The 20,919-nt window shown below is 40.4% G+C and carries 17 protein-coding genes; 4 read left to right on the top strand and 13 right to left on the bottom strand.

The annotated features are described in order from the left end of the window. Positions 1-190: 190 nt before the first annotated feature. Positions 191-1,183, bottom strand: a complete 993-nt coding sequence (locus tag FTV03_RS13330; RefSeq protein WP_180041692.1) for an NAD(P)H-quinone oxidoreductase — start codon at positions 1,181-1,183, stop codon at positions 191-193. Between the two features lie 131 nt (positions 1,184-1,314). Here FTV03_RS13330 and FTV03_RS13325 point away from each other — a divergent pair, with 131 nt between their 5' ends. Beyond that, on the top strand, positions 1,315-1,665 hold the full coding sequence (locus FTV03_RS13325; RefSeq protein ID WP_180041690.1) for a co-chaperone YbbN: 351 nt from the start codon (positions 1,315-1,317) through the stop codon (positions 1,663-1,665). A 13-nt stretch (positions 1,666-1,678) separates the two neighbouring features. Here FTV03_RS13325 and FTV03_RS13320 read toward each other — a convergent pair whose 3' ends face one another. The 7 genes from FTV03_RS13320 to cysD form a co-directional block, all read right to left on the bottom strand. Then, on the bottom strand, positions 1,679-1,939 hold the full coding sequence (locus FTV03_RS13320; protein ID WP_180041688.1) for a DUF2798 domain-containing protein: 261 nt from the start codon (positions 1,937-1,939) through the stop codon (positions 1,679-1,681). A 10-nt stretch (positions 1,940-1,949) separates the two neighbouring features. Next, positions 1,950-2,270, bottom strand: coding sequence for a DUF3861 domain-containing protein (locus FTV03_RS13315; RefSeq protein WP_180041686.1), 321 nt, complete (start codon positions 2,268-2,270; stop codon positions 1,950-1,952). Further along, the gene (locus tag FTV03_RS13310; protein ID WP_180041684.1) at positions 2,267-2,788 is read right to left on the bottom strand and encodes a PadR family transcriptional regulator; all 522 of its coding nucleotides are present in this window, start codon (positions 2,786-2,788) and stop codon (positions 2,267-2,269) included. Before FTV03_RS13310 ends, FTV03_RS13315 begins: the two co-directional genes overlap by 4 nt. An 85-nt stretch (positions 2,789-2,873) precedes the next feature. Continuing rightward, positions 2,874-3,911: a macro domain-containing protein gene (locus FTV03_RS13305; RefSeq protein WP_180041682.1), complete on the bottom strand. Its 1,038-nt coding sequence runs from the start codon at positions 3,909-3,911 to the stop codon at positions 2,874-2,876. Positions 3,912-3,920: 9 nt separating this feature from the next. After that, entirely contained in the window at positions 3,921-4,568 is a 648-nt protein-coding gene (locus FTV03_RS13300; protein ID WP_218950656.1) for a DUF4433 domain-containing protein, read from the bottom strand. Positions 4,569-4,690: 122 nt separating this feature from the next. Further along, the gene (gene cysN, locus FTV03_RS13295) at positions 4,691-6,304 is read right to left on the bottom strand and encodes a sulfate adenylyltransferase subunit CysN (RefSeq protein WP_180041680.1); all 1,614 of its coding nucleotides are present in this window, start codon (positions 6,302-6,304) and stop codon (positions 4,691-4,693) included. A gap of 152 nt (positions 6,305-6,456) precedes the next feature. Continuing rightward, entirely contained in the window at positions 6,457-7,371 is a 915-nt protein-coding gene (gene cysD / locus FTV03_RS13290) for a sulfate adenylyltransferase subunit CysD (RefSeq protein ID WP_078189893.1), read from the bottom strand. A 321-nt stretch (positions 7,372-7,692) separates the two neighbouring features. On the opposite strand from cysD, the gene FTV03_RS13285 reads away from it, so the two are divergent. From FTV03_RS13285 to FTV03_RS13275, 3 genes are all read left to right on the top strand, one after another. Then, complete coding sequence (locus FTV03_RS13285; protein WP_180026463.1) at positions 7,693-8,235, top strand: hypothetical protein; 543 nt, start codon at positions 7,693-7,695, stop codon at positions 8,233-8,235. 464 nt (positions 8,236-8,699) lie between these two features. Further along, positions 8,700-9,338 carry a YqiJ family protein gene (locus tag FTV03_RS13280; RefSeq protein WP_111884396.1) on the top strand — a complete coding sequence of 213 codons (639 nt, stop codon included), beginning with the start codon at positions 8,700-8,702 and terminating at the stop codon, positions 9,336-9,338. A gap of 176 nt (positions 9,339-9,514) precedes the next feature. Continuing rightward, complete coding sequence (locus FTV03_RS13275; protein ID WP_168379214.1) at positions 9,515-11,227, top strand: flotillin family protein; 1,713 nt, start codon at positions 9,515-9,517, stop codon at positions 11,225-11,227. Positions 11,228-12,245: 1,018 nt separating this feature from the next. Here the strand turns inward: FTV03_RS13275 and sucD are convergent. From sucD to FTV03_RS13250, 5 genes are all read right to left on the bottom strand, one after another. Continuing rightward, a complete protein-coding gene (gene sucD, locus FTV03_RS13270) occupies positions 12,246-13,136 on the bottom strand; it encodes a succinate--CoA ligase subunit alpha (protein WP_168379215.1) in 891 nt (296 codons plus the stop codon). A gap of 13 nt (positions 13,137-13,149) precedes the next feature. Then, positions 13,150-14,316, bottom strand: a complete 1,167-nt coding sequence (gene sucC, locus FTV03_RS13265) for an ADP-forming succinate--CoA ligase subunit beta (protein ID WP_078192988.1) — start codon at positions 14,314-14,316, stop codon at positions 13,150-13,152. Between the two features lie 181 nt (positions 14,317-14,497). Next, positions 14,498-15,928 (bottom strand): dihydrolipoyl dehydrogenase, encoded by a 1,431-nt coding sequence (gene lpdA / locus FTV03_RS13260; protein WP_078189903.1) that lies wholly within the window; start codon positions 15,926-15,928, stop codon positions 14,498-14,500. Between the two features lie 60 nt (positions 15,929-15,988). Next, on the bottom strand, positions 15,989-17,206 hold the full coding sequence (odhB, locus tag FTV03_RS13255; RefSeq protein ID WP_078192990.1) for a 2-oxoglutarate dehydrogenase complex dihydrolipoyllysine-residue succinyltransferase: 1,218 nt from the start codon (positions 17,204-17,206) through the stop codon (positions 15,989-15,991). Positions 17,207-17,222: 16 nt separating this feature from the next. Further along, positions 17,223-20,045, bottom strand: a complete 2,823-nt coding sequence (locus FTV03_RS13250; RefSeq protein WP_111884450.1) for a 2-oxoglutarate dehydrogenase E1 component — start codon at positions 20,043-20,045, stop codon at positions 17,223-17,225. Between the last annotated feature and the right edge of the window lie 874 nt (positions 20,046-20,919).

Below are 20,919 nucleotides of genomic sequence, written 5' to 3'. Positions count from 1 at the left end.
AATAATTCAAGTGAATTTGTTTGAAAGAAGAACTTTAAAAGCTTTATTTTCACCCGATAAAATACCCATAAAACAAGAGGAAGCTCAAATGAGCTTCCTCTTGTGAAAAATTGTGGGACAGCAGTGGACATCGCCCTCTTTTATTATTTTAAAACACCCTGCAAATACATCGCGTTTTAAAAATAATCCTTTAGATCACTTCAACCACAATCTTACCCACATGGTCGCCTGTATCCATGGCTGCATGTGCTTCTTGAATTTGATCAAACTTAAATGTTTTGTAAATCATTGGCAGGCATTCACCTTTAGACCATAACGGAACAACATTTTCCTGAATGCCTTTGGCAATCTCTGCTTTTTCTGCAGTATTACGCGCACGCATGGTTGAGCCTGTAATCGTCAAGCGCTTCATCATGATTTGACCCAATTTCACCTCTTTGGCTTTTGCACCGCCTAAAAATGCGATATAGACCAAACGACCATCACGACGCAATAGATTGAGGTTCTGCGCCAAATACGGTGCTCCAACGATATCTAGAATGACATCTACACCTTGCTCATTGGTCGCTTCATTAATCACTTGCTCAAAGTCTTGAGTCTTGTAGTTAATCGCATGTGTGATATCAGAGATCGCTGCTACTTTTTCATCTGAACCGACCGTAGCAAAGGTTTTCATGCCCAAGGCATTACACAGCATGATTGCTGTGGTTCCAATACCACTGGTTCCCCCATGAATCAGCACCGTTTCACCTGCTTTGGCTTTACCCATTTGGAATACATTGGCCCATACGGTAAAGAAGGTTTCAGGAATGGCTGCCGCTTGGGTAAAGCTGACGCCTTCAGGAATCGCAATGGTTTGGCTTTCAGGCACCACGCAATATTCTGCATAACCGCCACCATTGGTCAGTCCGCAAACCTTATCGCCCACCTTAAACAAAGTGACTTCTGCACCCACAGCAACCACTTCGCCTGCAACCTCTAAACCCGGTACTGGTGTTACCCCTTTCGGCATTGGGTACAAGCCTTGGCGCTGTAAAATGTCTGGACGATTGATGCCAAAGGCATGCACTTTTACCAACACTTCATCCGCTTTCGCTTCTGGGATGGCAACGCTTTCATAGGCCAGTTTATCTACACCGCCTGGCTCAGTAATAATGACCTGCTGCATGCTTTGCTGTGACATTGTTTTTCCTTTTCAATTATTGACTATTCATCTATCTATGCACTATTTGAACATAGAAAGCATACAGATTGAATAACAATGGACTTATGTATAATTGGCTGACTATTTAGCAAATTAATAATAGGCAGCACATGGTTCAGGTTGTTGAATATAACGAAGATAACGCCAGCGACTATGAATGGTTCGATGGTTTTGCCGTGATTCGTTTCTATGCAGACTGGTGCGCGCCCTGTGTGCAGAACTTCCCTGTATTTGAGCAGTGCGCAAGTCAAATGTCCGCACAGCATGCACAGCTCAAATTTGGCAAGGTAAATATTGATTCCTCACCGATACTAACCTTGCGCTATAACGTTTATGGACTACCTTCAACCTTAGTATTTTATCGCGGGCAAGTCATTCAACGTATTGCAGGAGTTAAATCGCTGACTGAATTAACAGCCATCATTCAAGATGCTATGCAGTCACATTCAACTCATGACTAAACGGATGTACCTTTTATTTGGATGCAGACTCATTCGGCAGGCGTACAAACTTCATTAAAGTATTACGCACCAATGGCAACACGATCAAAATGAGCGGGAACGCCACCATCCATGACATACCCCAAGCGCGCAGCCAAATACCAAGAAAGCCTTCAACTAAGCCTTTATTCATCAGCATATTAAAGCAGGAAATTGAACCGCTCATAATGCCGGACAGAATTAGAGGCATCAGCCAAGTCATATGTTTGGGATGAAATTTTGGGCGTTGATTCATCTGTAAACACCTATTGTTCGTCTTGGGCTGCGTTCTGGGCTTTTACGGTTTGTTTCAGTGTTTTCATAAACTGGCCGAAATGCGGCATGAAATCTTTAAATAAAGGATGGTCTTTATTTTCCAGCAAGGTTTCACCAAACAGTTTCAGACCCACAGCAAAGGCTTTGGTTTTTTCATCATCTAACAATTGCGCTTTGGTCAAATGCTCCAGCACCTTAAACAAGTCATCATGGTTGTAGGCATTAAACTGCAAAGCTTCGGTATAGGTCGATGGATTGCCCTGTGCATCGGCAATGTGTTTGAGCGTAATTTCATATTGATGCTGCTTCATTGTGTCACCTCCATACGGCTGATTTCAACGGCCGCCTGATCGATTTTTTCTGCAATGACATACACTTGTTCAGGTGTCAGTTCACAGTGCTGAATTTTGATACGCAGTGATGCTTTTAGGTTTTCCATCGCACGTTTGATGTCAACGTATTGTTCGTTGTTATGAATTTGCTTGCGAGTATCAAAACGGCACAGGATCTTCTCTACTGTGACTTTTTCAGTATTTAGATGCTCTACGCCTAACTGTGTAACGCTGTATTGTTTACGGTCTTCTGCATTCAGTTCTGCATGTATGTATTGCTGTTCTTCAAGGTAATTCAGCGTTGGGTAAATTGTACCTGTGCTTGGGCTGTAACCTCCGCCGACGATTGCGCCGACATCTTTGATAATATCGTAGCTGAACTTAGGTGCTTTGGAGATGAGATGCAGCACCAATAGTTTCATGTGCCCTGCTTCAAACAGGCGTTTGCGGGTTTTGACAGGACTTTCGATGTCTACAATCAGATCTGATTTCGACATAGGAAAGATATAGCTTAAGGTTAATTAAGATATATCTTAATATAATTTTATAAAATAAAAAACCACTTTTCAGTGGTTCTTAAAATTAAGAAAATACAAAATTATCCTGTAAATTCTTATATGCAATATCTATCTGGCGTGGAGTAAATTTCTTTTTATTTATATTCCAATTATGAATTTTATTTACTAATTCCTCTCTATCTTTGGAGCCTTCATATTTAGCTACCCAATGCACAGAGGCAAGTAACTCCAGACCAAATCTACTTTCAAAACCATCTACTATATCTGTAACTTTTTCAAAACGCTGCAATGTTTCAGGATAATTCTTAAGATATTCTCGAGCTTCTTCAACAGCACCAGGAACTAAACTGAGTGCTTTAGAAGGATCATCTCCACCATCATCATATCCCTGAATATAATGCCCTTCCATTACATTTAATACATGTCTTAAATTATCAGCATAAGGTCCATAAAGAGCTTTTTTATAATTTAAGCGCAAGGGTTCTCCTGCTTCCTGCATAAAATATAAAAGTTTTTGTACTTCCAACAAAGAAACAAATGGATCCAGTAGACCTTTTAAATATCTTTGCATTAATTCAATTAAAATTGCACGACCTGGAGTCATATTTGGCACTTGTTTATTGATTACTTTTTCAATTTTTATATTTGAATTTAATGGCTCGTATATCAAAATATCAATATCTGATAATCCATCTAAATAGTGAACAATTCTTTCTTTGACAATTTTCCAATCCAATCCCCCTAAACCTGCTCCTAAAGGAGGAATTGCTATAGACCTTATTTTTTTATCTTTAATCTCTAAAACTAAACTCTGCAAGCCGGATTCAATATCTTCAATACGACTTGCACCTTTCCAGTGTCTTTTTGTCGGGAAATTAATAATATATTTAGGATTAGTTAGTCCTAATGTTTCATAAATGAACATTTTTCCTGGTACTACTTCATTTCGTTTGCATGCTACAGCATAGTGTTTAAAGTTATCTGGCCATGCTTTCTTAAATTGAAGAGCAATGCCTCTACCCATTACACCAACACAATTAACTGTATTAACAATAGCTTCCACATCAGCTTTTAATATGTCGCCATGAGTAAATGTAATCATAACGAAATCTCAATAGTACCAATCTTGTTGGATTCTAACATGTGGCCTATGAGTTTGACCAACTAATAAAACGTTAACACGATTCAACATAGCTTGATTATAAACACCTATTTCTTTAACTAAATTCCATGAAATTGAATTCTCAATCAAAAATTCAGCTTGTTTTTGATCTCTACAGCCACTCCAATATCGACTAGAAATAGCATTCCAATCCAATAGACTTAGATCACTTAAATTATTGTAATCTTCAAAGAATCTAGAACCAGCATTAGTAGAGGTAAAGACCCAACGCCTTCTATTAGCTATTGCCCATTGAACACATTCATGCATATCAAAACGCAAATGAATGATATCAGACTGCCCTCCATCGTACGTTAAATCTGAATTACCCTGATTGATCATATACAGCATTACTGATCTGGGACAAAAATAGAATGGAACACATTCCCCCACATATAAATTAGGATAACAACTTAGAGTTAGCTCTGTTAAACGCCTTTGCTTTATGTGACTTAGACCAATTACCGTACCACCAAACTGATTTTGAGACACAATACTATCTGACAATAATCCATGTGATATTATCGACGAAAGTTTATCAATGTGCGCAATATGATATAAATATGGGTTAAGTGGTACTGTCATCAAATCATCCATGAATTTTTTCTATTTCTTTTTATTGGGATACTTAAAATAAAATCAACTTAAATTATTCAATTTATATCCTTTTTATAAAAAAACCCGCTTTTCAGCGGGTTATTCTAAATCAATTCAATCTATTACAGACGAACTAACTCAACAATTTTCTCAGCAACTTCTTCAGCAGTCTCGAATGCATAAGTCACATCAGTACCTTCAGCAGTATCTGTAATCACAACCACACCAGTTTCACGTACAAGCGCGACTTGCTCTACAGTTAAACCAGCTTTCGCAATCGCAACCACACCTTGTTGAATCAACAAACTTTCAATCGCTTGCGCATTTTCAAGGGCTTTCGCAGTCACAGTTACCGCAGCAGGTTTTTGACCTAAACGTGCAGCACGCGCTTCAGCAGTTACAGGCTCGTTGTGTGCAGTCCATTCAACCGCAGATTCAACCATACCCGCACCAACAGTCACGTTGCTTAAACGGTCAATAAAGATGAATGAACCTGTGTAACGACTGTCTTGGTAACGGTCAAATACCACTGGCGCATCAAACTCAATCGTTACATCTGCAATCGCATTCAATTCAAGCTGTTCAACTTCCGTTTTTTCCAGTGTGTTCACATTGGTACGATAGTTAATTTTCGCAACTTTCGCAGGAATAGTTTGTGTACCAAACTTCACGTTATACAGCTTGCCAACTACTAAAGGCGCATCTGTCATCCATACCACAGAGGCACGTGCAGAACGTGAAATGAGTGGCTGTTCGCCCGCTTTCACCAACACGTTACCACGTGAAATATCAATTTCATCGTTCAGTGTTAAAGTTACCGCTTGACCTGCAACAGCATGGTCTAAGTTACCGTCAAAAGTCACGATTTCTTTAACAGTCGAAGACTTACCAGATGGTAATGCAGTAATGGTATCGCCAACTTTCACTTCACCAAGTGCAATCGTACCGCAGAAACCACGGAAGTCGAGGTTCGGACGGTTTACATATTGAACAGGGAAACGGAATTCGTGCTTGCTCGTATCATGCGAAATTTCAACAGTTTCCAAAGTCTCCATTAAAGTCTGACCTTGGTACCACGGCGTATTTGGCGATTTGTTTACAACGTTATCACCATTCAACGCAGAAATTGGCGTGAAGATAATGTTCGCAGGTTTACGGTCGCCTAATTGGTTCACGAACTCGTTGTATTCAGCTTGAATCTCATTGAAGCGCGCTTCAGAGAATTCAACCAAGTCCATTTTGTTCACTGCAACCACAATGTTACGAATACCCAAAAGGCTTGCAATAAATGAGTGACGACGCGTTTGGGTTTGAACGCCATAACGCGCATCAATCAAGATGATCGCTAAATCGGCAGTCGACGCACCAGTCGCCATGTTACGTGTGTATTGCTCATGCCCTGGGGTGTCAGCAATAATGAACTTACGTTTTTCTGTAGAGAAATAACGGTAAGCCACGTCAATGGTAATACCCTGCTCACGTTCCGCTTGCAGGCCATCTACAAGTAAAGCCAAGTCAGGCGCATCACCCGTAGTACCGACTTTTTTAGAGTCACGAGTCACCGCTTGCAATTGATCTTCATAAATCAATTTTGAATCGTAAAGCAAACGACCAATTAGAGTCGATTTACCATCATCCACGTTACCGCAAGTGAGGAAACGTAGAAGGTCTTTATTTTCGTGTTGTTTTAAATACGCCAAGATGTCTTGGCTAATTAAATCTGATTGATGAGACATTGCTCAAAGCTCCACATATTCTTTTGAAATCGGTTTCTGAATCTTTTTAATCCCTCTAAATCTCCCTTTAAGAAAGGGAGACTTGGCTCCGTTCTTTCTCGGGAGTTCCCCCTCTTTCGTAAAGAGGGGGTTAGGGGGAGATTATGAGATTCTTAGAAGTAACCTTCCTGCTTTTTCTTTTCCATCGAACCTGCTTCGTCATGGTCGATCATACGACCTTGACGTTCAGATGTGGTGGCTAAAAGCATCTCTTGGATAATTTCCGGTAAAGTTGTTGCAGTTGATTCAACCGCACCTGTAAGTGGGTAACAACCTAAAGTACGGAAACGCACCGATTTCATTTGTGGCACTTCACCTTCGTTTAAACGCATACGCTCATCATCAACCATGATCAGTGTACCGTTACGCTCAACCACTGGACGTTCAGCAGCCAAGTACAAAGGAACCAATTTAATATTTTCGAGGTAGATGTATTGCCAAATATCCAACTCAGTCCAGTTAGACAATGGGAACACACGAATACTTTCGCCTTTGTTCACTTTACCATTGTAAAGATTCCAAAGTTCAGGACGTTGGTTTTTAGGGTCCCAACGGTGTTTAGTATCACGGAATGAGTAAACACGCTCTTTGGCACGAGATTTCTCTTCGTCACGGCGCGCACCACCGAAAGCCGCATCAAACTGATATTTATCAAGTGCTTGTTTTAAGCCTTGAGTTTTCATAATGTCAGTATATTTTGAGCTACCGTAATCGAACGGATTCACGCCTGCGTCTTTACCTTCTTTGTTTTGATGCACGATCAAATCAAAGCCATGCTCTTTTGCCATGTTGTCACGGAAAGTAATCATGTCTTTAAATTTCCAACCCGTGTCTACATGCAGTAGTGGGAATGGAAGTTTGGCAGGATAGAATGCTTTTAAAGCAAGATGCAGCATGACCGCTGAATCTTTACCGATTGAATACAGCATGACTGGGTTTTCGAACTCAGCAGCAACTTCACGGATGATATGAATACTCTCAGCTTCAAGCTGTTTAAGATGAGTAAGTCTTTCCTCATTTAATGACATGGACAACACCAGCTTAGAATATGTGTACTTATTACACTTTTAAAGATATATATACATTATAGTGATTAAGCTTTCATAACGATTGCTTGTTTTGTGATATTGATATTCTTATTCGTCATATACAAATTGTCTGATACTGCTTATCAATTTTAATTAATTTAATACAATAGACTTATCAATTTCATTATTATTCTAGTCCGAGATCCTTAAGTTTACGCAATTTTTTATCAATTAACTAATCGCTAAATCCTCTAAAAAATCGGTATTCAAACTCGCTCAAAGTACCTAAAGTAGCTATATCACTCTCCAATAGTTATTGATATGCCATATAGTCACTATACGCTTGAAACCTTAAAGTCGCTGATAGAAGCAGCAGGTCTTGCTGGCTATATTTATCAGCATTCTTCACACATCCTCGTGCTCCAAGAAGCCTTAAATGATGACGGCAGCCCGCTGAATAACTTTATCCAACATGAGCTGAGTGCAGACCAAATTGGCCTTCAGTTCGGCCTACGACTTTTGGACAATAAACTCGAATTTTTGATTGGGGTGACTCATAGTAACCAAGATCGTGGCTATGAAATTGGCGCTGGCAATTTAAAGGCCGATCAACGTGCATTTAATCTGCTCTATGCTTTTTATAATTTCCCCAAAGCATTTTACTTAATCCACTTCCCGCTCGCAGCCAATAGCACCCAGTTAGAAGAAGAAATTGAAAAGCAACTGTTTCAACTTGAAAGCTTGGGCTTTTTAGACACCGCGATTAAAACCAATCCGATGGGCGAACAAGTGAAGTGGATGAAAACCTTTATTGTTCAAGCGGCATTAGATATGAAAGTACGCATTCAAACTTCATTGTTATAAAAACGGTTAAAGCCACCTAAAAAGCGCTCTATTGAACGCCAGTTCAAATCTCCATATGACATCGAAAGTCACGGCAAAGCCCTCAGCACTGCTGTGACGCTTATAAATTTACATTTCCTAACATTGTTTTCTGTGCCGTTTAATAGGCCATTTCTCTCCCTTGAGCACGACCACTTATATATCTGCAATTAGACTGAAAATTTGATTGATCACAATGACTTAAATCTTAAATGGGTAAAGCAGAAATACTATTAACTTTAGATTTAGATAATCCTGACTTAATTGATCAACTATTTTTAAAGAAAAACTTAGTAATAGCTCACATAAAAGCCGACTTTTTGTTAATCTGATCTGTAATTTTTTTACACAATTTCGACAGATAATGTTATTTTATTTACTGAAAAAAATTCGGCCAGAATTATTTTTTTTGATTTTTTATAAGCATAAATATAGAGATAAATATAATGTGGGAATTGTTTACTCACCCGTCTAATATCGTGTTTAGCATCAGTCTCTGCTTAATGTTCTTGTTTGGACTTTTTGAGATTGTGTTAACAATTTTAGGGGGTGGTTCTCAAGGCTTCTTAGATCAATTCCTACCTGAGGATGTTGGTCATAATGCAGAGCTAGGTGTAGATGCCGATGCAGGTATCGTGACACGTGTGCTCGATTGGTTGTATTTGGGTCGTATTCCACTGTTTGTATGGCTCATCATTTTCTTATGTGTCTATAGTTTATTGGGCTTTACTATTCAAGCCGTCGTTAACCAAATGACCAGTATGATGTTCAGTGCATGGATTATTGCACCTGCATGTATTTTTCTGTGCATGCCCTTCGTACGTTTTAGCGCAATGCTCATTGCCCGTATTTTACCGCAAGATGAAACAACCGCCATTTATAGTGATGAATTGATCGGTAGAACGGCCACGATCATTTTGGGTGATGCACGACCACAGTCTCCTGCTCAAGCCAAAGTCAAAGATCAACACGGATTGACCCATTATATTTTGGTTGAACCTGAACAAGATGAAATTTTCAGCCAAGGTCAATCAGTGGTTTTAACCCAAAAAACAAATGTAGGCTTTCAAGCCACCATGCTCTAAATTTTGAATGAATTGATGCTCGATCAGTTCTTTTAACACCATATAAATACATTTAACGCGTCATACGTTCAGCAAATCTCGAAGTCATGATGAGTCAACAAAATACTGATTTTTAAACCAAACTTGTTAGCACTTTAGAGGGTTAACTTGAACTACAACAAAAGAGATAAACGTCCATGTTAGACATTATTCCAAGCGGTATCCTTGTTTCAGTCGGGATAATTTTTGCCGCACTTATTTTTATTGGTTTTATTATTGCTCGACTTTATCGTCGCTCAAGTAAAGAAATTTCATTTGTGCGTACAGGCTTCGGCGGTGAAAAAGTGATTTTAGGTGGCGGTGCTATTGTGCTTCCGGTGCTGCATGAAATTATCCCTGTCAATATGAACACCCTACGTCTTGAAGTTCGCCGTGCAGATGACCAAGCGCTGATTACACGTGACCGTATGCGTGTCGACGTGATGGCGGAGTTCTATGTCCGTGTGAAACCAACCGCAGATTCGATTGCTACAGCAGCACAAACGTTAGGTCAAAAGACCATGTCACCAAATGAGCTTAAAAATTTGGTCGAAGGTAAATTCGTTGACTCTCTACGTGCAGTTGCCGCAGAAATGGCGATGGAAGAATTGCATGAAAAACGTGTCGACTTCGTTCAAAAAGTTCAGCAAGTGGTGTCTGAAGATTTACATAAAAACGGTTTGGAACTTGAAACCGTTTCATTAACTGGCTTAGACCAAACAGGCTTTAAATACTTCAACCCACAAAATGCGTTCGATGCTGAAGGTTTAACTAAACTGACAGAAACCATTGAAGACCGTCGTCGTAAACGTAATGCGATTGAGCAAGATGCAGATCTTGCAATCAAGACCAAGAACTTAGAAGCAGAACAAGCACGTCTACAAATTTTGCGTGAAGAAGAATATGCAAAACTGCAACAAGAACGTGAAATTTCAATCCGTCGTGCAGAACAGCTTGCAGAAATTGCATCACAAGAAGCTGCTAAAAAACGTGAAGCCGAAGAAGCGCGTATTGCTGCTGAACGTGAAGTTGACTTAAAGCGTATTACTGCTGCACGTGACGTTGAAAATCAAAATATTCAAAAGTCACAAATTATTCAGCAAGCCCAAGTGGAACAAAAGAAAACCATTGAACTCGCTGAGCAAGACCGTGCTATTGCCATTGCTGAAAAATCTCGTGCTGAATCTGAAGCTAAAGCGCATGCCGATCAAGCCCGTGCTCAAGCGGTAAAAGCCGAAGAAGAAGTAATTACCGTGCGTCAAATCCAACAAGCTGAACGTCAAAAAGCTGTTGAATTGGTTTCTGCGAAAGAAAAAGCAGAGAAAGATGCGATTGCCATTACTGTCGCGGCTGAAGCGGGTAAACAAGCAGCTGCAGATGATGCAGAAGCTATCCGTATTGCAGCTGAAGCCGAAGCTGAAAAAGTTCGCTTAAAAGCAAAAGGTGAAGCTGACGCAAAAGTTCTCTTGGCTCAAGCGATGGAAAAACAATACCAAGTTGATGCTGAAGGTACACGTGCAGTGAACGAAGCAAACAACGTATTGTCATCTGAACAGGTTGAAATGCAAATTCGTTTAGCGATGCTGAAATACTTACCTGAAATCATTCGCGAAAGTGTGAAACCAATGGAAAACATTGATGACATTAAGATTTTGCAAGTAAATGGTCTAAATGGTGGTCATGCAGGTTCTTGCCAAGGTGATGCTCACCACGAAGGCAGCGGCAATGTTGCCTTGTCAGACCAAGTGGTGAATAGTGCCCTACGCTACCGCAGCCAGGCCCCACTGATTGATAGCTTGATGAGTGAGCTTGGTATCCAAGGTGGCGATATTAACGGTTTAACTCAGAGCTTAAAAACCAGCAAAAACTAAGTTTTTGATTGAGATAGGGCTCCATCAAATCTCTTTATTCAGAAGTGATTGCTTGAGCAACACATTCTAAATGAATTAAAAAAGCAGTGTCCGCACTGCTTTTTTTATGGCTTAGATACTTGTACTTATGGGCATACAATCTCCCAAAGAAATGAACAACATTTTCTGTCTTATCAGAGCGCTTTTAATGGTTTCTGACATTTATATTTCGCATCACAGCCTGATGTTAAATCAATGAACAAATGGCGTATTTCATAAAAATACTCATTTAGAAGCTATAGAGCAAACAGCATAAAATTATGAAACAAAATATTTAAAATCAATTAATTGATATATCCTTCTCATCTTACAGAATAAGATATTTACTTCTATATATTCAGCTCGATAACATTTTGTTCTATCTATTGTTTTTATAAAACTTGGAAATTGCTTATTAAATTGAAAATAGGGCCTAACAAGGTTTTTGCACTTCAAACCATCAACTAAAAAATAATAGCTGACTATAGATGTATATGCTCATGTAGATTTTCTTAAAAAAATTTCATCACTGAGATAGCAAATTTCACCAATTTTAAAGCTCCCCCTTCTCATATTCCTGATCTACCATCCTTTGTATAAGGCTTGAGAAAATTACAAATAAAATAAAATAATTTCTATTGAAAATATTAGGCTTCATCCAAGTAAAAAAGCTCTTTAATGATAAAGATCCATTAAAAATCTCAATTAAATTAGTTATTTTCCCTAAAATCAATATACTGCACGCCATACGAAATTATTTTTAAAAATCATAAACCTATGACCATCCCCGCAATCATCACATATTCGGATTATTATGTGTTCTTTACATTTCATAGTTATTGAACAACCAATATTCCATCCGTTTATGCAGCGTCACTGCACCCCAAAGCAGAACACATAGCCATGCCCTTATGGCTTTTGCATAGCGGCTGAAATACGCTTTTTTTTGCGTAAAAAAAAGAGAATCCGAAGATTCTCTTTTGATGTTTAAGTATGGCGATTAAACCAAACCTTTGCCTTTCAGCACTTCGTACATGGTCGAACCTAATTCAGCAGGACTACGGGTATAAGCCATACCCGCTTTTTCAAAGGCAGCGAATTTCTCTTCAGCTGTGCCTTTACCGCCCGAAATGATTGCCCCTGCATGCCCCATACGTTTACCTTTAGGTGCAGTTACACCCGCGATATAACCAACAACAGGCTTTGTAACATTCGACTGGATATATTCAGCTGCTTCTTCTTCTGCTGTACCACCAATCTCACCAATCATGATGATCGCTTCAGTTTGCGGGTCGTCTTGGAACAGCTTTAAGCAATCAATTTGGTTCATACCCGGAATTGGATCTCCCCCAATACCGATACACGTCGACTGACCTAGACCCAGCTTGGTGGTTTGCGCTACAGCTTCATAGGTCAGAGTCCCTGATCGCGAGATAATGCCGATTTTACCCGGCTGATGAATATGCCCCGGCATAATACCGATCTTACATTCACCCGGAGTAATAATCCCTGGACAGTTCGGACCAATTAGACGTGCATTATTACCATAGGTTTCTAGGTAACGTTTAGCTTTTAGCATATCGAGTGTAGGCACACCTTCCGTAATCACGACGATCAGCTCAACACCTGAATCAATCGATTCAATAATTGAATCTAGGACAAATGGTGCAGGTACATAAATCGAGGTTGCCGTTGCACCCGTTTCACGCACCGCTTCTTTCATGGTATTAAATACGGGCAGATTCAAATGTTGTGTGCCGCCTTTGCCCGGAGTCACCCCACCAACCACTTTTGTGCCGTAAGCAATAGATTGTTCTGAATGAAATGTGCCGTTTTTACCGGTAAAACCTTGTACCAATACTTTGGTGTCTTTATTAACTAATACGCTCATGATCTCTACTCCCTTAGCCTTTTACCGCAGCAACAATTTTTTCTGCAGCATCAGCCAAGCCATTTGCAGAAATCAATTTCAAACCTGATTCATCAAGTAATTTTGCACCCAACTCTGCATTGTTCCCTTCTAAACGAACAACCACAGGTACAGTCACATTTACTTCTTGAACCGCTGCAATAATTGCTTCAGCAATCATGTCACAACGTACAATCCCACCAAAAATGTTGATTAATACACCTTGTACAGAACTATCGGCCAAAATAATTTTAAAGGCTTCAATTACGCGTTCTTTGGTCGCGCCACCGCCTACATCTAGGAAGTTTGCAGGTTGACCACCATAGAGTTTAATGATGTCCATGGTTGCCATCGCTAGGCCAGCACCATTGACCATACAACCAATATTGCCTTCTAAGGCAACATAGTTCAAATCAAATTCTGATGCTTTCAGCTCACGCTCATTTTCTTGCGTTTTATCGCGTAGTGCTGCGATTTCTGGTAAACGATACAAGGCATTCGAGTCGATACCAATTTTTGCATCCACACATAAAATCTCGCCATTTTCACGTACGGATAACGGGTTAATTTCAAATAAGGCAAAGTCATTTTCAATGAATGCTTGATACGCAGCAGACATGATTTTGACAAATTGATTCACTTGACCATCTTTTAGGTTTAAAGCAAATGCCACTTCACGCGCTTGAAATGGTAATAAACCTACTAGAGGATCTACTTCAACTTTAATAATTTTTTCAGGGGTTTCTTCTGCAACTTTTTCAATTTCCACACCACCTTCAGTCGATGCCATAAAGGTCACACGGCGGCTAGAGCGGTCAACGACAGCACCTAGGTACAATTCACGCTCTACTGGATAAACATCTTCAGATACCAAAATACCGCTGACGGGTTGACCTAATGCATCTGTTTGATAAGTGACTAAGCGTGAACCGACCATTTGATTCACATAATCAGTGGCTTCTTGCGCAGATTTTACAACTTTAACGCCGCCCGCTTTACCACGACCACCTGCATGGACTTGGGCTTTTAAAACTGCAAACTTACCACCCAATTGCTCAAAAGCTTTGACTGCTTCTTCTGCGGTTGTTACAAATACGCCTTCTTGGACTGGCATACCATATTTTTTTAATAACGCTTTAGCTTGATATTCGTGTAGATTCATTGAACAACCTTTTACTCTTTTTTCGCTTTGTTATGACCCATTAAAGCCCAGACATCCGTCAAAGCAGCTTTAACCTTTTTTAAATCTTAAAATATTTCTTATCTTTATTTTTAGATGATTATTCAAATTAAAACAACCATCTGAAACAAAAAAGAGCGGCCTAAGCCGCTCTTTTTACATCTTATTTACGTTTACGCTGAATCGCGTGAATTGCACGCCCATCGACTGCAAGTGCAGCTTCGTGAACGACTTCAGAGAATGTCGGGTGACCGAAAGTCATTAACTGTAGGTCTTCAACACTTGATACGAACTCAAGTGCGATCATGCCTTGGTGTACGATGTCAGACGCAGCAGGTCCAATCACGTGCATACCGAGTAGACGATCTGTCTTCGCATCAGCAACAAACTTAACAAAGCCTGCGTTTTCACCAGCAGCCATTGCACGACCATTTGCAGCAAAGCCAAATTGACCTGTTTTAACTTCGTGGCCTTTTTCTTTCGCTTGCTCTTCTGTTAAACCAACCCACGCCGCTTCTGGGTGTGTGTAGATGACAGAGATGATTGTGTCGTAGTTCACTTGAGCTGCGTGACCGTGCATACGTTCAACAGCCATTACGCCTTCTTCCATTGCTTTATGTGCAAGCATTGGACCACGTACCAAGTCACCAATTGCGTATACGCCTTCAACCGAAGTTGCACACCAATCGTTTACTTCAACTAGACCGCGTTCAGTAAGTTTAATGCCTGAATCTTCAGCCAATAAACCTTCTGCATATGCTTTACGGCCAACACAAACGATCAATTTATCGAAAGTTTGAGTTTTGTCTTCGCCACCTTGCGTGTACTTAACAGTAACTTCACGGCCATTCACTTCTGTACCAGCAACTTTAGCGCCAACACGGATATCAAGACCTTGTTTAGTCAATACTTTTTGGTAGTCTTTTGCCAAAGCTTTATCAGCCATTGGTAAGAATGCATCCATTGCTTCAAATACAACAACTTCAGCACCTAGACGACGCCAAACAGAACCAAGCTCTAGACCAATGACACCCGCACCAATTACGCCAAGACGTTTAGGCACTTCTGGGAACTCAAGCGCGCCAGTAGAGTCAACAATAATGTCTTGATCTACAGGAGCAACAGGAATATTTACCGGCACAGAACCCGATGCAAGGATTACATATTTAGGTTCTAAAATTTGAGTTTCACCTTCGTGAGATACAAACTCAACTTTCTTACCTGCAAGTAATTTACCTGTACCTTTTAACCATTCGATACCGTTGCCTTTAAGTAGGCCATCAATACCCATTGTTAATTGGTTAACAATTTTGTCTTTACGATCAAGTAATTTTGCAAGATCAAATTTCACTTCACCTGTTGTAATACCGTGGTCATCTAAGTGATGAACGGTATCTTCATAGCGGTGAGATGAATCAAGTAATGCTTTAGATGGGATACAACCCACGTTTAAGCAAGTACCACCTAAAGATGGTTTACCTTTATGAATACGTTTTTCAATACAAGCTACTTTAAAGCCTAATTGAGCAGCGCGGATAGCAGCTTCATAACCACCAGGACCGCCACCAATAACAACTAAATCAAATTGAGACATATGTATCTCCAAAAATGGGCTTAGAGGATCGCTCTAAGCCCATTGCATTATTCTGAAGTATTAAAGATCAAGGATTAGCTTAGCTGGTTCTTCTAACAATTCTTTGATTGTTACAAGGAAGCCTACTGCTTCTTTACCATCGATTAGACGGTGGTCATAAGAAAGCGCTAAGTACATCATTGGCAAGATTTCAACTTGACCATTTACAGCCATAGGACGTTCTTGGATTTTATGCATACCCAAAATCGCAGTTTGTGGCGTATTTAAGATAGGTGTAGAAAGCAAAGAACCGAAAGTACCACCATTAGTAATAGTGAATGTACCGCCAGTCATATCTTCAATACCCAATTTACCATCACGCGCTTTACCAGCGTATGCACGGATACCATTTTCAACTTCAGCATAGTTCATGCGGTCAGTGTCACGAAGAACTGGAACTACTAGACCACGGTCGCTTGATACAGCAACACCGATGTCGTAGAAACCGTGATAAACGATGTCATTACCATCAATCGAAGCGTTTACAGCTGGGTAGCGTTTAAGTGCTTCAGTTGCCGCTTTAACGAAGAATGACATGAAGCCAAGACGTGCACCATGACGCTTTTCAAAAGCATCTTTGTATTGCGCACGCATTTCCATGATTGGTTTCATGTTTACTTCGTTGAACGTAGTCAACATTGCAGTTTCTTGAGTTGCAGCAAGTAGACGTTCAGCAACACGCTTACGAAGACGAGTCATAGGAACACGTTTTTCGATACGTTCACCAACAGCAACGCTTAATGGCGCAGCAGCAGGAGCAGCTGGTTTAGCTTGATGGTTTGCAACATCTTCTTTAGTGATGCGACCGCCACGGCCAGTGCCAGCAACGTCAGCAGCAGCAATGCCAGACTCAGTCAATGCTTTACGCACTGCAGGAGCTTGATCAGCAACAGGTTGAGCACGTTCAACAACAGGAGCAGCGCCCGCTTGAGTTTGCGCAGCAGCTTGTTCTACTTTCTCTTCTGATTGAACAGCTTGAGTTTGAGCAGCGCCAGAAGCAGCACCTTCTTCAAAAGTCGCAATCACTTCGTTCGATAAAACTGTATCGCCTTCGTTTTTAACAATTGCAGAAATCGTACCGTCAGCAGGAGCTACAACTTCTAAAACAACTTTATCTGTTTCAATATCACAAATCACTTCGTCACGTGATACTGCTTCACCTGGTTGTTTGTGCCAAGTTGCAACTGTACCGTCAGCAACTGACTCTGGGAATACCGGTGCTTTAATTTCGGTTGCCATTATTAAGAATCTCCTGTTATTCAGCTACGATAGCTAAAGCATCATTTACGAGCTGAGCTTGTTGTTTTGCGTGCAAATATGGTGAACCACAAGCCGGTGCAGCAGAAGCTTCACGACCTGCATAACTAATACGAACTTGTTTGCCCGCTTTCATCACGTCGTCATACAGACGCGGAGCGATGAATAACCATGCACCTTGGTTCTTCGGTTCTTCTTGAGCCCAAACCAATTCTTTAACATTTGGATATTGTGCAAGAACTTCAGCAAGACGTGCTTCTGGGTACGGATACAATTGTTCAATACGAACGATTGCTGTGTTGTTCAATTCTTTTTCACGACGTTTTTCAAGTAAGTCGTAGTAAACCTTACCACCACAAAGCACTAGACGAGTTACGTCTGACTTGTTGATGTTGTCGATTTCGTCGATCACAGTTTGGAATGAACCATTTGCAAGTTCTTCTAATGTAGAAGTTGCAAGTTTGTGACGAAGAAGAGACTTCGGTGAAGTCACGATCATTGGTTTACGGATTGGACGAAGTGCTTGACGACGCATCGCATGGTAAATCTGCGCTGGTGTAGTCGGTGTGATCACTTGCATGTTTTCTTCAGCACATAGCTGTAAGAAACGCTCTAAACGAGCTGATGAATGCTCAGGACCTTGACCTTCAAAGCCATGTGGAAGAAGCATAGTCAGACCGCATACACGTTCCCACTTAGTTTCGCCAGACGCGATGAACTGATCGATTACAACCTGTGCACAGTTTGCGAAGTCACCAAATTGCGCTTCCCAAATGACAAGGCTCTTCGGAAGAGTCGTTGCATAACCGTATTCGAATGCAAGAACCGCCATTTCTGACAATAATGAGTCATAGATAGCTGTACGTGGTTGGTTTTCTTTCAAGTTACATAATGGAATGTAAGTTGAACCATCTACTTGGTTATGAAGTTTTGCATGACGGTGTGAGAATGTACCACGACCAACGTCTTCACCTGTTAAACGAACAAGGAAACCTTCATCTAGAAGAGACGCGTAAGCTAATGTTTCAGCAGCACCCCAGTTCAATGGCATTTCACCAGTCTGCATTTTCAGACGGTCATCAATCACTTTAGCAACCTGACGTTGCATCACGAAGCCTTCTGGAAGCTCGCGCATTTTCGCACCAAGCTCTTTTAGACGTTCGATTGGGAAAGTGGTATCCCATTTGTCTGTGTATTCGTGGCCTAGGTAAGGTTTCCAGTCCACAAACATTTTTGTATTTGGCTCAAGTACCAACGCATTTGCAACGTGTTTACCTGCTTCAAGGTCAGAACGATACTGTTCAACCATTGCATCAGCAGAAGCACGATCAAGAACACCTTCTTGTACAAGCTTGTCAGCATAAAGCGTACGTGTAGTCGCTTTTTTATTGATGATTTGATACATCATTGGCTGAGTTGCAGCTGGCTCGTCGGCTTCGTTATGACCACGACGACGGTAGCAGAACATATCGATTACAACGTCTTTACGGAATGTATGACGGAAATCGTGTGCCAATTGAGAAACAAATAATACAGATTCAGGATCATCACCGTTCACATGGAAGATCGGTGCTTGGATCATTTTCGCGATGTCAGTACAGTATTCTGTAGAACGCGCATCACGTGGGTCAGACGTTGTGAAACCAACTTGGTTGTTTACAACGATATGAACTGTACCACCCACGGTATAACCGCGAGTTTGTGACATTTGGAAGGTTTCTTGGTTTACACCTTGACCTGCAAATGCAGCATCACCGTGAACGATGATTGGTAATACATCATCACCACCGATATCTTTACGACGTACTTGACGTGCGCGTACAGAACCTTCTACTACAGGTCCAACGATTTCTAAGTGTGATGGGTTAAACGCTAATGCCAAATGAACTTCGCCACCCGGAGTCATTACGTTTGAAGAGAAACCTTGGTGGTATTTAACGTCACCAGAGCCTTTTTTATGCAGAGATTTACCTTCAAACTCACCAAATAGATCAGCTGGGTTTTTACCCATGATGTTTACAAGAAGGTTTAAACGGCCACGGTGAGGCATACCGATAACCACTTCTTTACAGCCTACTGAACCTGCGCGTTGAATAAGTTCATTCACCATAGGAATGAAAGATTCACCACCTTCAACACCGAAACGTTTCGCACCAACGAATTTGTTACCAAGGTATTTTTCTAGGCCTTCAGCTGCAGTTAGACGTTCAAGGATGTGTTTTTTCTGGTCTGCAGTGTAGCCAAATTGACCACGAGTACCTTCAAGGCGTTGTTGAATCCAACGTTTTTCTTTTGTATCAACAATGTGCATGTATTCAACACCAATCGAAGCAGTATAAGTTGCTTCCATTGCTTGAACCATTTCACCAAGTGTTGCTTCAGACTTACCGATTGCAAGGTTACCTGTATTAAATACAGTATCTAAGTCAGACTGCGTTAGACCGTGCGCAGCAAGATCTAGATCAGGCACGATTTCACGTTTTGCAAGACCAAGTGGATCTAATTTTGCGTTTTGATGACCACGGTTACGGTATGCAGCGATCAACTGTAATACACCGATTTGACGGCGTTCATGCTCAGAACTTACTGCACTTTGCACTACAGGCTGAACACGGCTTGAATTACGGCCTAATAATAGGAATTGCTCACGTACATTGCTATGTGGTTGATCACCTTTCGGGAATTTATCGAAGTATTCACGCCAATCAGCCTCTACTGAGTCTGGAGCCGTTAGATACTGCTCATAAAGTTCTTCAATATACGCTGCACTGTCAGCGCTAAGTTCAGTGTCAAGACGCAGTGCGTCAGCAACTTCTTGCATTTGTGGACCCATTTCCTATTGCAAAACATTTCAGGATGCTTTTTAAGCGAACCCATGATTAGTAATGTCAAATTGGTAATATGACATTAGTCCCCATTAGGCTTAAGCCTTGAGGCGTTATCACTACATTAGGATTACCCAATGTGATTAATGAACAATAACGCCCTCAGCGGCATCATTACTCATTGAGAAATACCCGACATAAATCGGGCAATTTTTGCAAATCGTCTTAGAAAAAATAAAATTTGCACCATTATCTTTTCTAAAGCGACTTTATTAACATTTATATACCGTCTACAGCGCTTAAATTGTAGAAAAAATGTACCCAATTCAAAGTCATTTTTTACATATAGTGATGCTTTAAATGCTAACACGTTCGAGCATTTTCAATTGATTTTTTTGACACATACCTCTCATAAATTAGCGAAATACACTGTTTGTATTTTCATCTATGATATGGTGCTACATATAAAATGATCTTTCAATTAAGACAAAAGTCTACGTTCGATTTTTCCCTCATCTCATATACAAAAACAAAAGAGAGCTGACATTCCTATCCTCTCTCTTTTTACTACGTTACATAATAACATCTTCTAATCCTTTTGACAGACTTGAACGAGCGTTTCATCAATAAATAACCATTTATCTATCGCTTTATACCTTTAATTCACTACGTTTCTATGAAATCCATTTAAAGCAGTCAGCAATGACAGTGAATAACTTTCACTATCATCACTTTTATATATGATAGGACTTACGCATTGACTGATTCAAAAAAGTATTAAAATACTTTATAAAGTATCTGTGATCAGACGAATTAAACATGCTTCTACAGCAACTTGTACATTACCCATTTATATGGGCTTTCTCATGA

Origin of the sequence: Acinetobacter sp. YH12218 (genome assembly GCF_013417925.1) — a bacterium.
GTDB lineage: Bacteria > Pseudomonadota > Gammaproteobacteria > Pseudomonadales > Moraxellaceae > Acinetobacter > Acinetobacter amyesii.
This window is presented reverse-complemented; position numbering and strand designations above follow the sequence as displayed.

Excerpts from the sequence above, each read along its gene's own strand:
- FTV03_RS13280 (WP_111884396.1), top strand. The coding sequence starts at position 8,700 with ATGTGGGAATTGTTTACTCACCCGTCTAATATCGTGTTTAGCATCAGT.
- FTV03_RS13285 (WP_180026463.1), top strand. The coding sequence starts at position 7,693 with ATGCCATATAGTCACTATACGCTTGAAACCTTAAAGTCGCTGATAGAA.
- cysD (WP_078189893.1), bottom strand. The coding sequence starts at position 7,371 with ATGTCATTAAATGAGGAAAGACTTACTCATCTTAAACAGCTTGAAGCT.
- FTV03_RS13275 (WP_168379214.1), top strand. The coding sequence starts at position 9,515 with ATGTTAGACATTATTCCAAGCGGTATCCTTGTTTCAGTCGGGATAATT.
- FTV03_RS13305 (WP_180041682.1), bottom strand. The coding sequence starts at position 3,911 with ATGATTACATTTACTCATGGCGACATATTAAAAGCTGATGTGGAAGCT.
- sucC (WP_078192988.1), bottom strand. The coding sequence starts at position 14,316 with ATGAATCTACACGAATATCAAGCTAAAGCGTTATTAAAAAAATATGGT.
- FTV03_RS13310 (WP_180041684.1), bottom strand. The coding sequence starts at position 2,788 with ATGTCGAAATCAGATCTGATTGTAGACATCGAAAGTCCTGTCAAAACC.
- FTV03_RS13300 (WP_218950656.1), bottom strand. The coding sequence starts at position 4,568 with ATGGATGATTTGATGACAGTACCACTTAACCCATATTTATATCATATT.
- lpdA (WP_078189903.1), bottom strand. The coding sequence starts at position 15,928 with ATGTCTCAATTTGATTTAGTTGTTATTGGTGGCGGTCCTGGTGGTTAT.
- FTV03_RS13325 (WP_180041690.1), top strand. The coding sequence starts at position 1,315 with ATGGTTCAGGTTGTTGAATATAACGAAGATAACGCCAGCGACTATGAA.
- FTV03_RS13320 (WP_180041688.1), bottom strand. The coding sequence starts at position 1,939 with ATGAATCAACGCCCAAAATTTCATCCCAAACATATGACTTGGCTGATG.
- cysN (WP_180041680.1), bottom strand. The coding sequence starts at position 6,304 with ATGTCTCATCAATCAGATTTAATTAGCCAAGACATCTTGGCGTATTTA.
- FTV03_RS13250 (WP_111884450.1), bottom strand. The coding sequence starts at position 20,045 with ATGCAAGAAGTTGCTGACGCACTGCGTCTTGACACTGAACTTAGCGCT.
- odhB (WP_078192990.1), bottom strand. The coding sequence starts at position 17,206 with ATGGCAACCGAAATTAAAGCACCGGTATTCCCAGAGTCAGTTGCTGAC.
- FTV03_RS13330 (WP_180041692.1), bottom strand. The coding sequence starts at position 1,183 with ATGTCACAGCAAAGCATGCAGCAGGTCATTATTACTGAGCCAGGCGGT.
- FTV03_RS13315 (WP_180041686.1), bottom strand. The coding sequence starts at position 2,270 with ATGAAGCAGCATCAATATGAAATTACGCTCAAACACATTGCCGATGCA.
- sucD (WP_168379215.1), bottom strand. The coding sequence starts at position 13,136 with ATGAGCGTATTAGTTAATAAAGACACCAAAGTATTGGTACAAGGTTTT.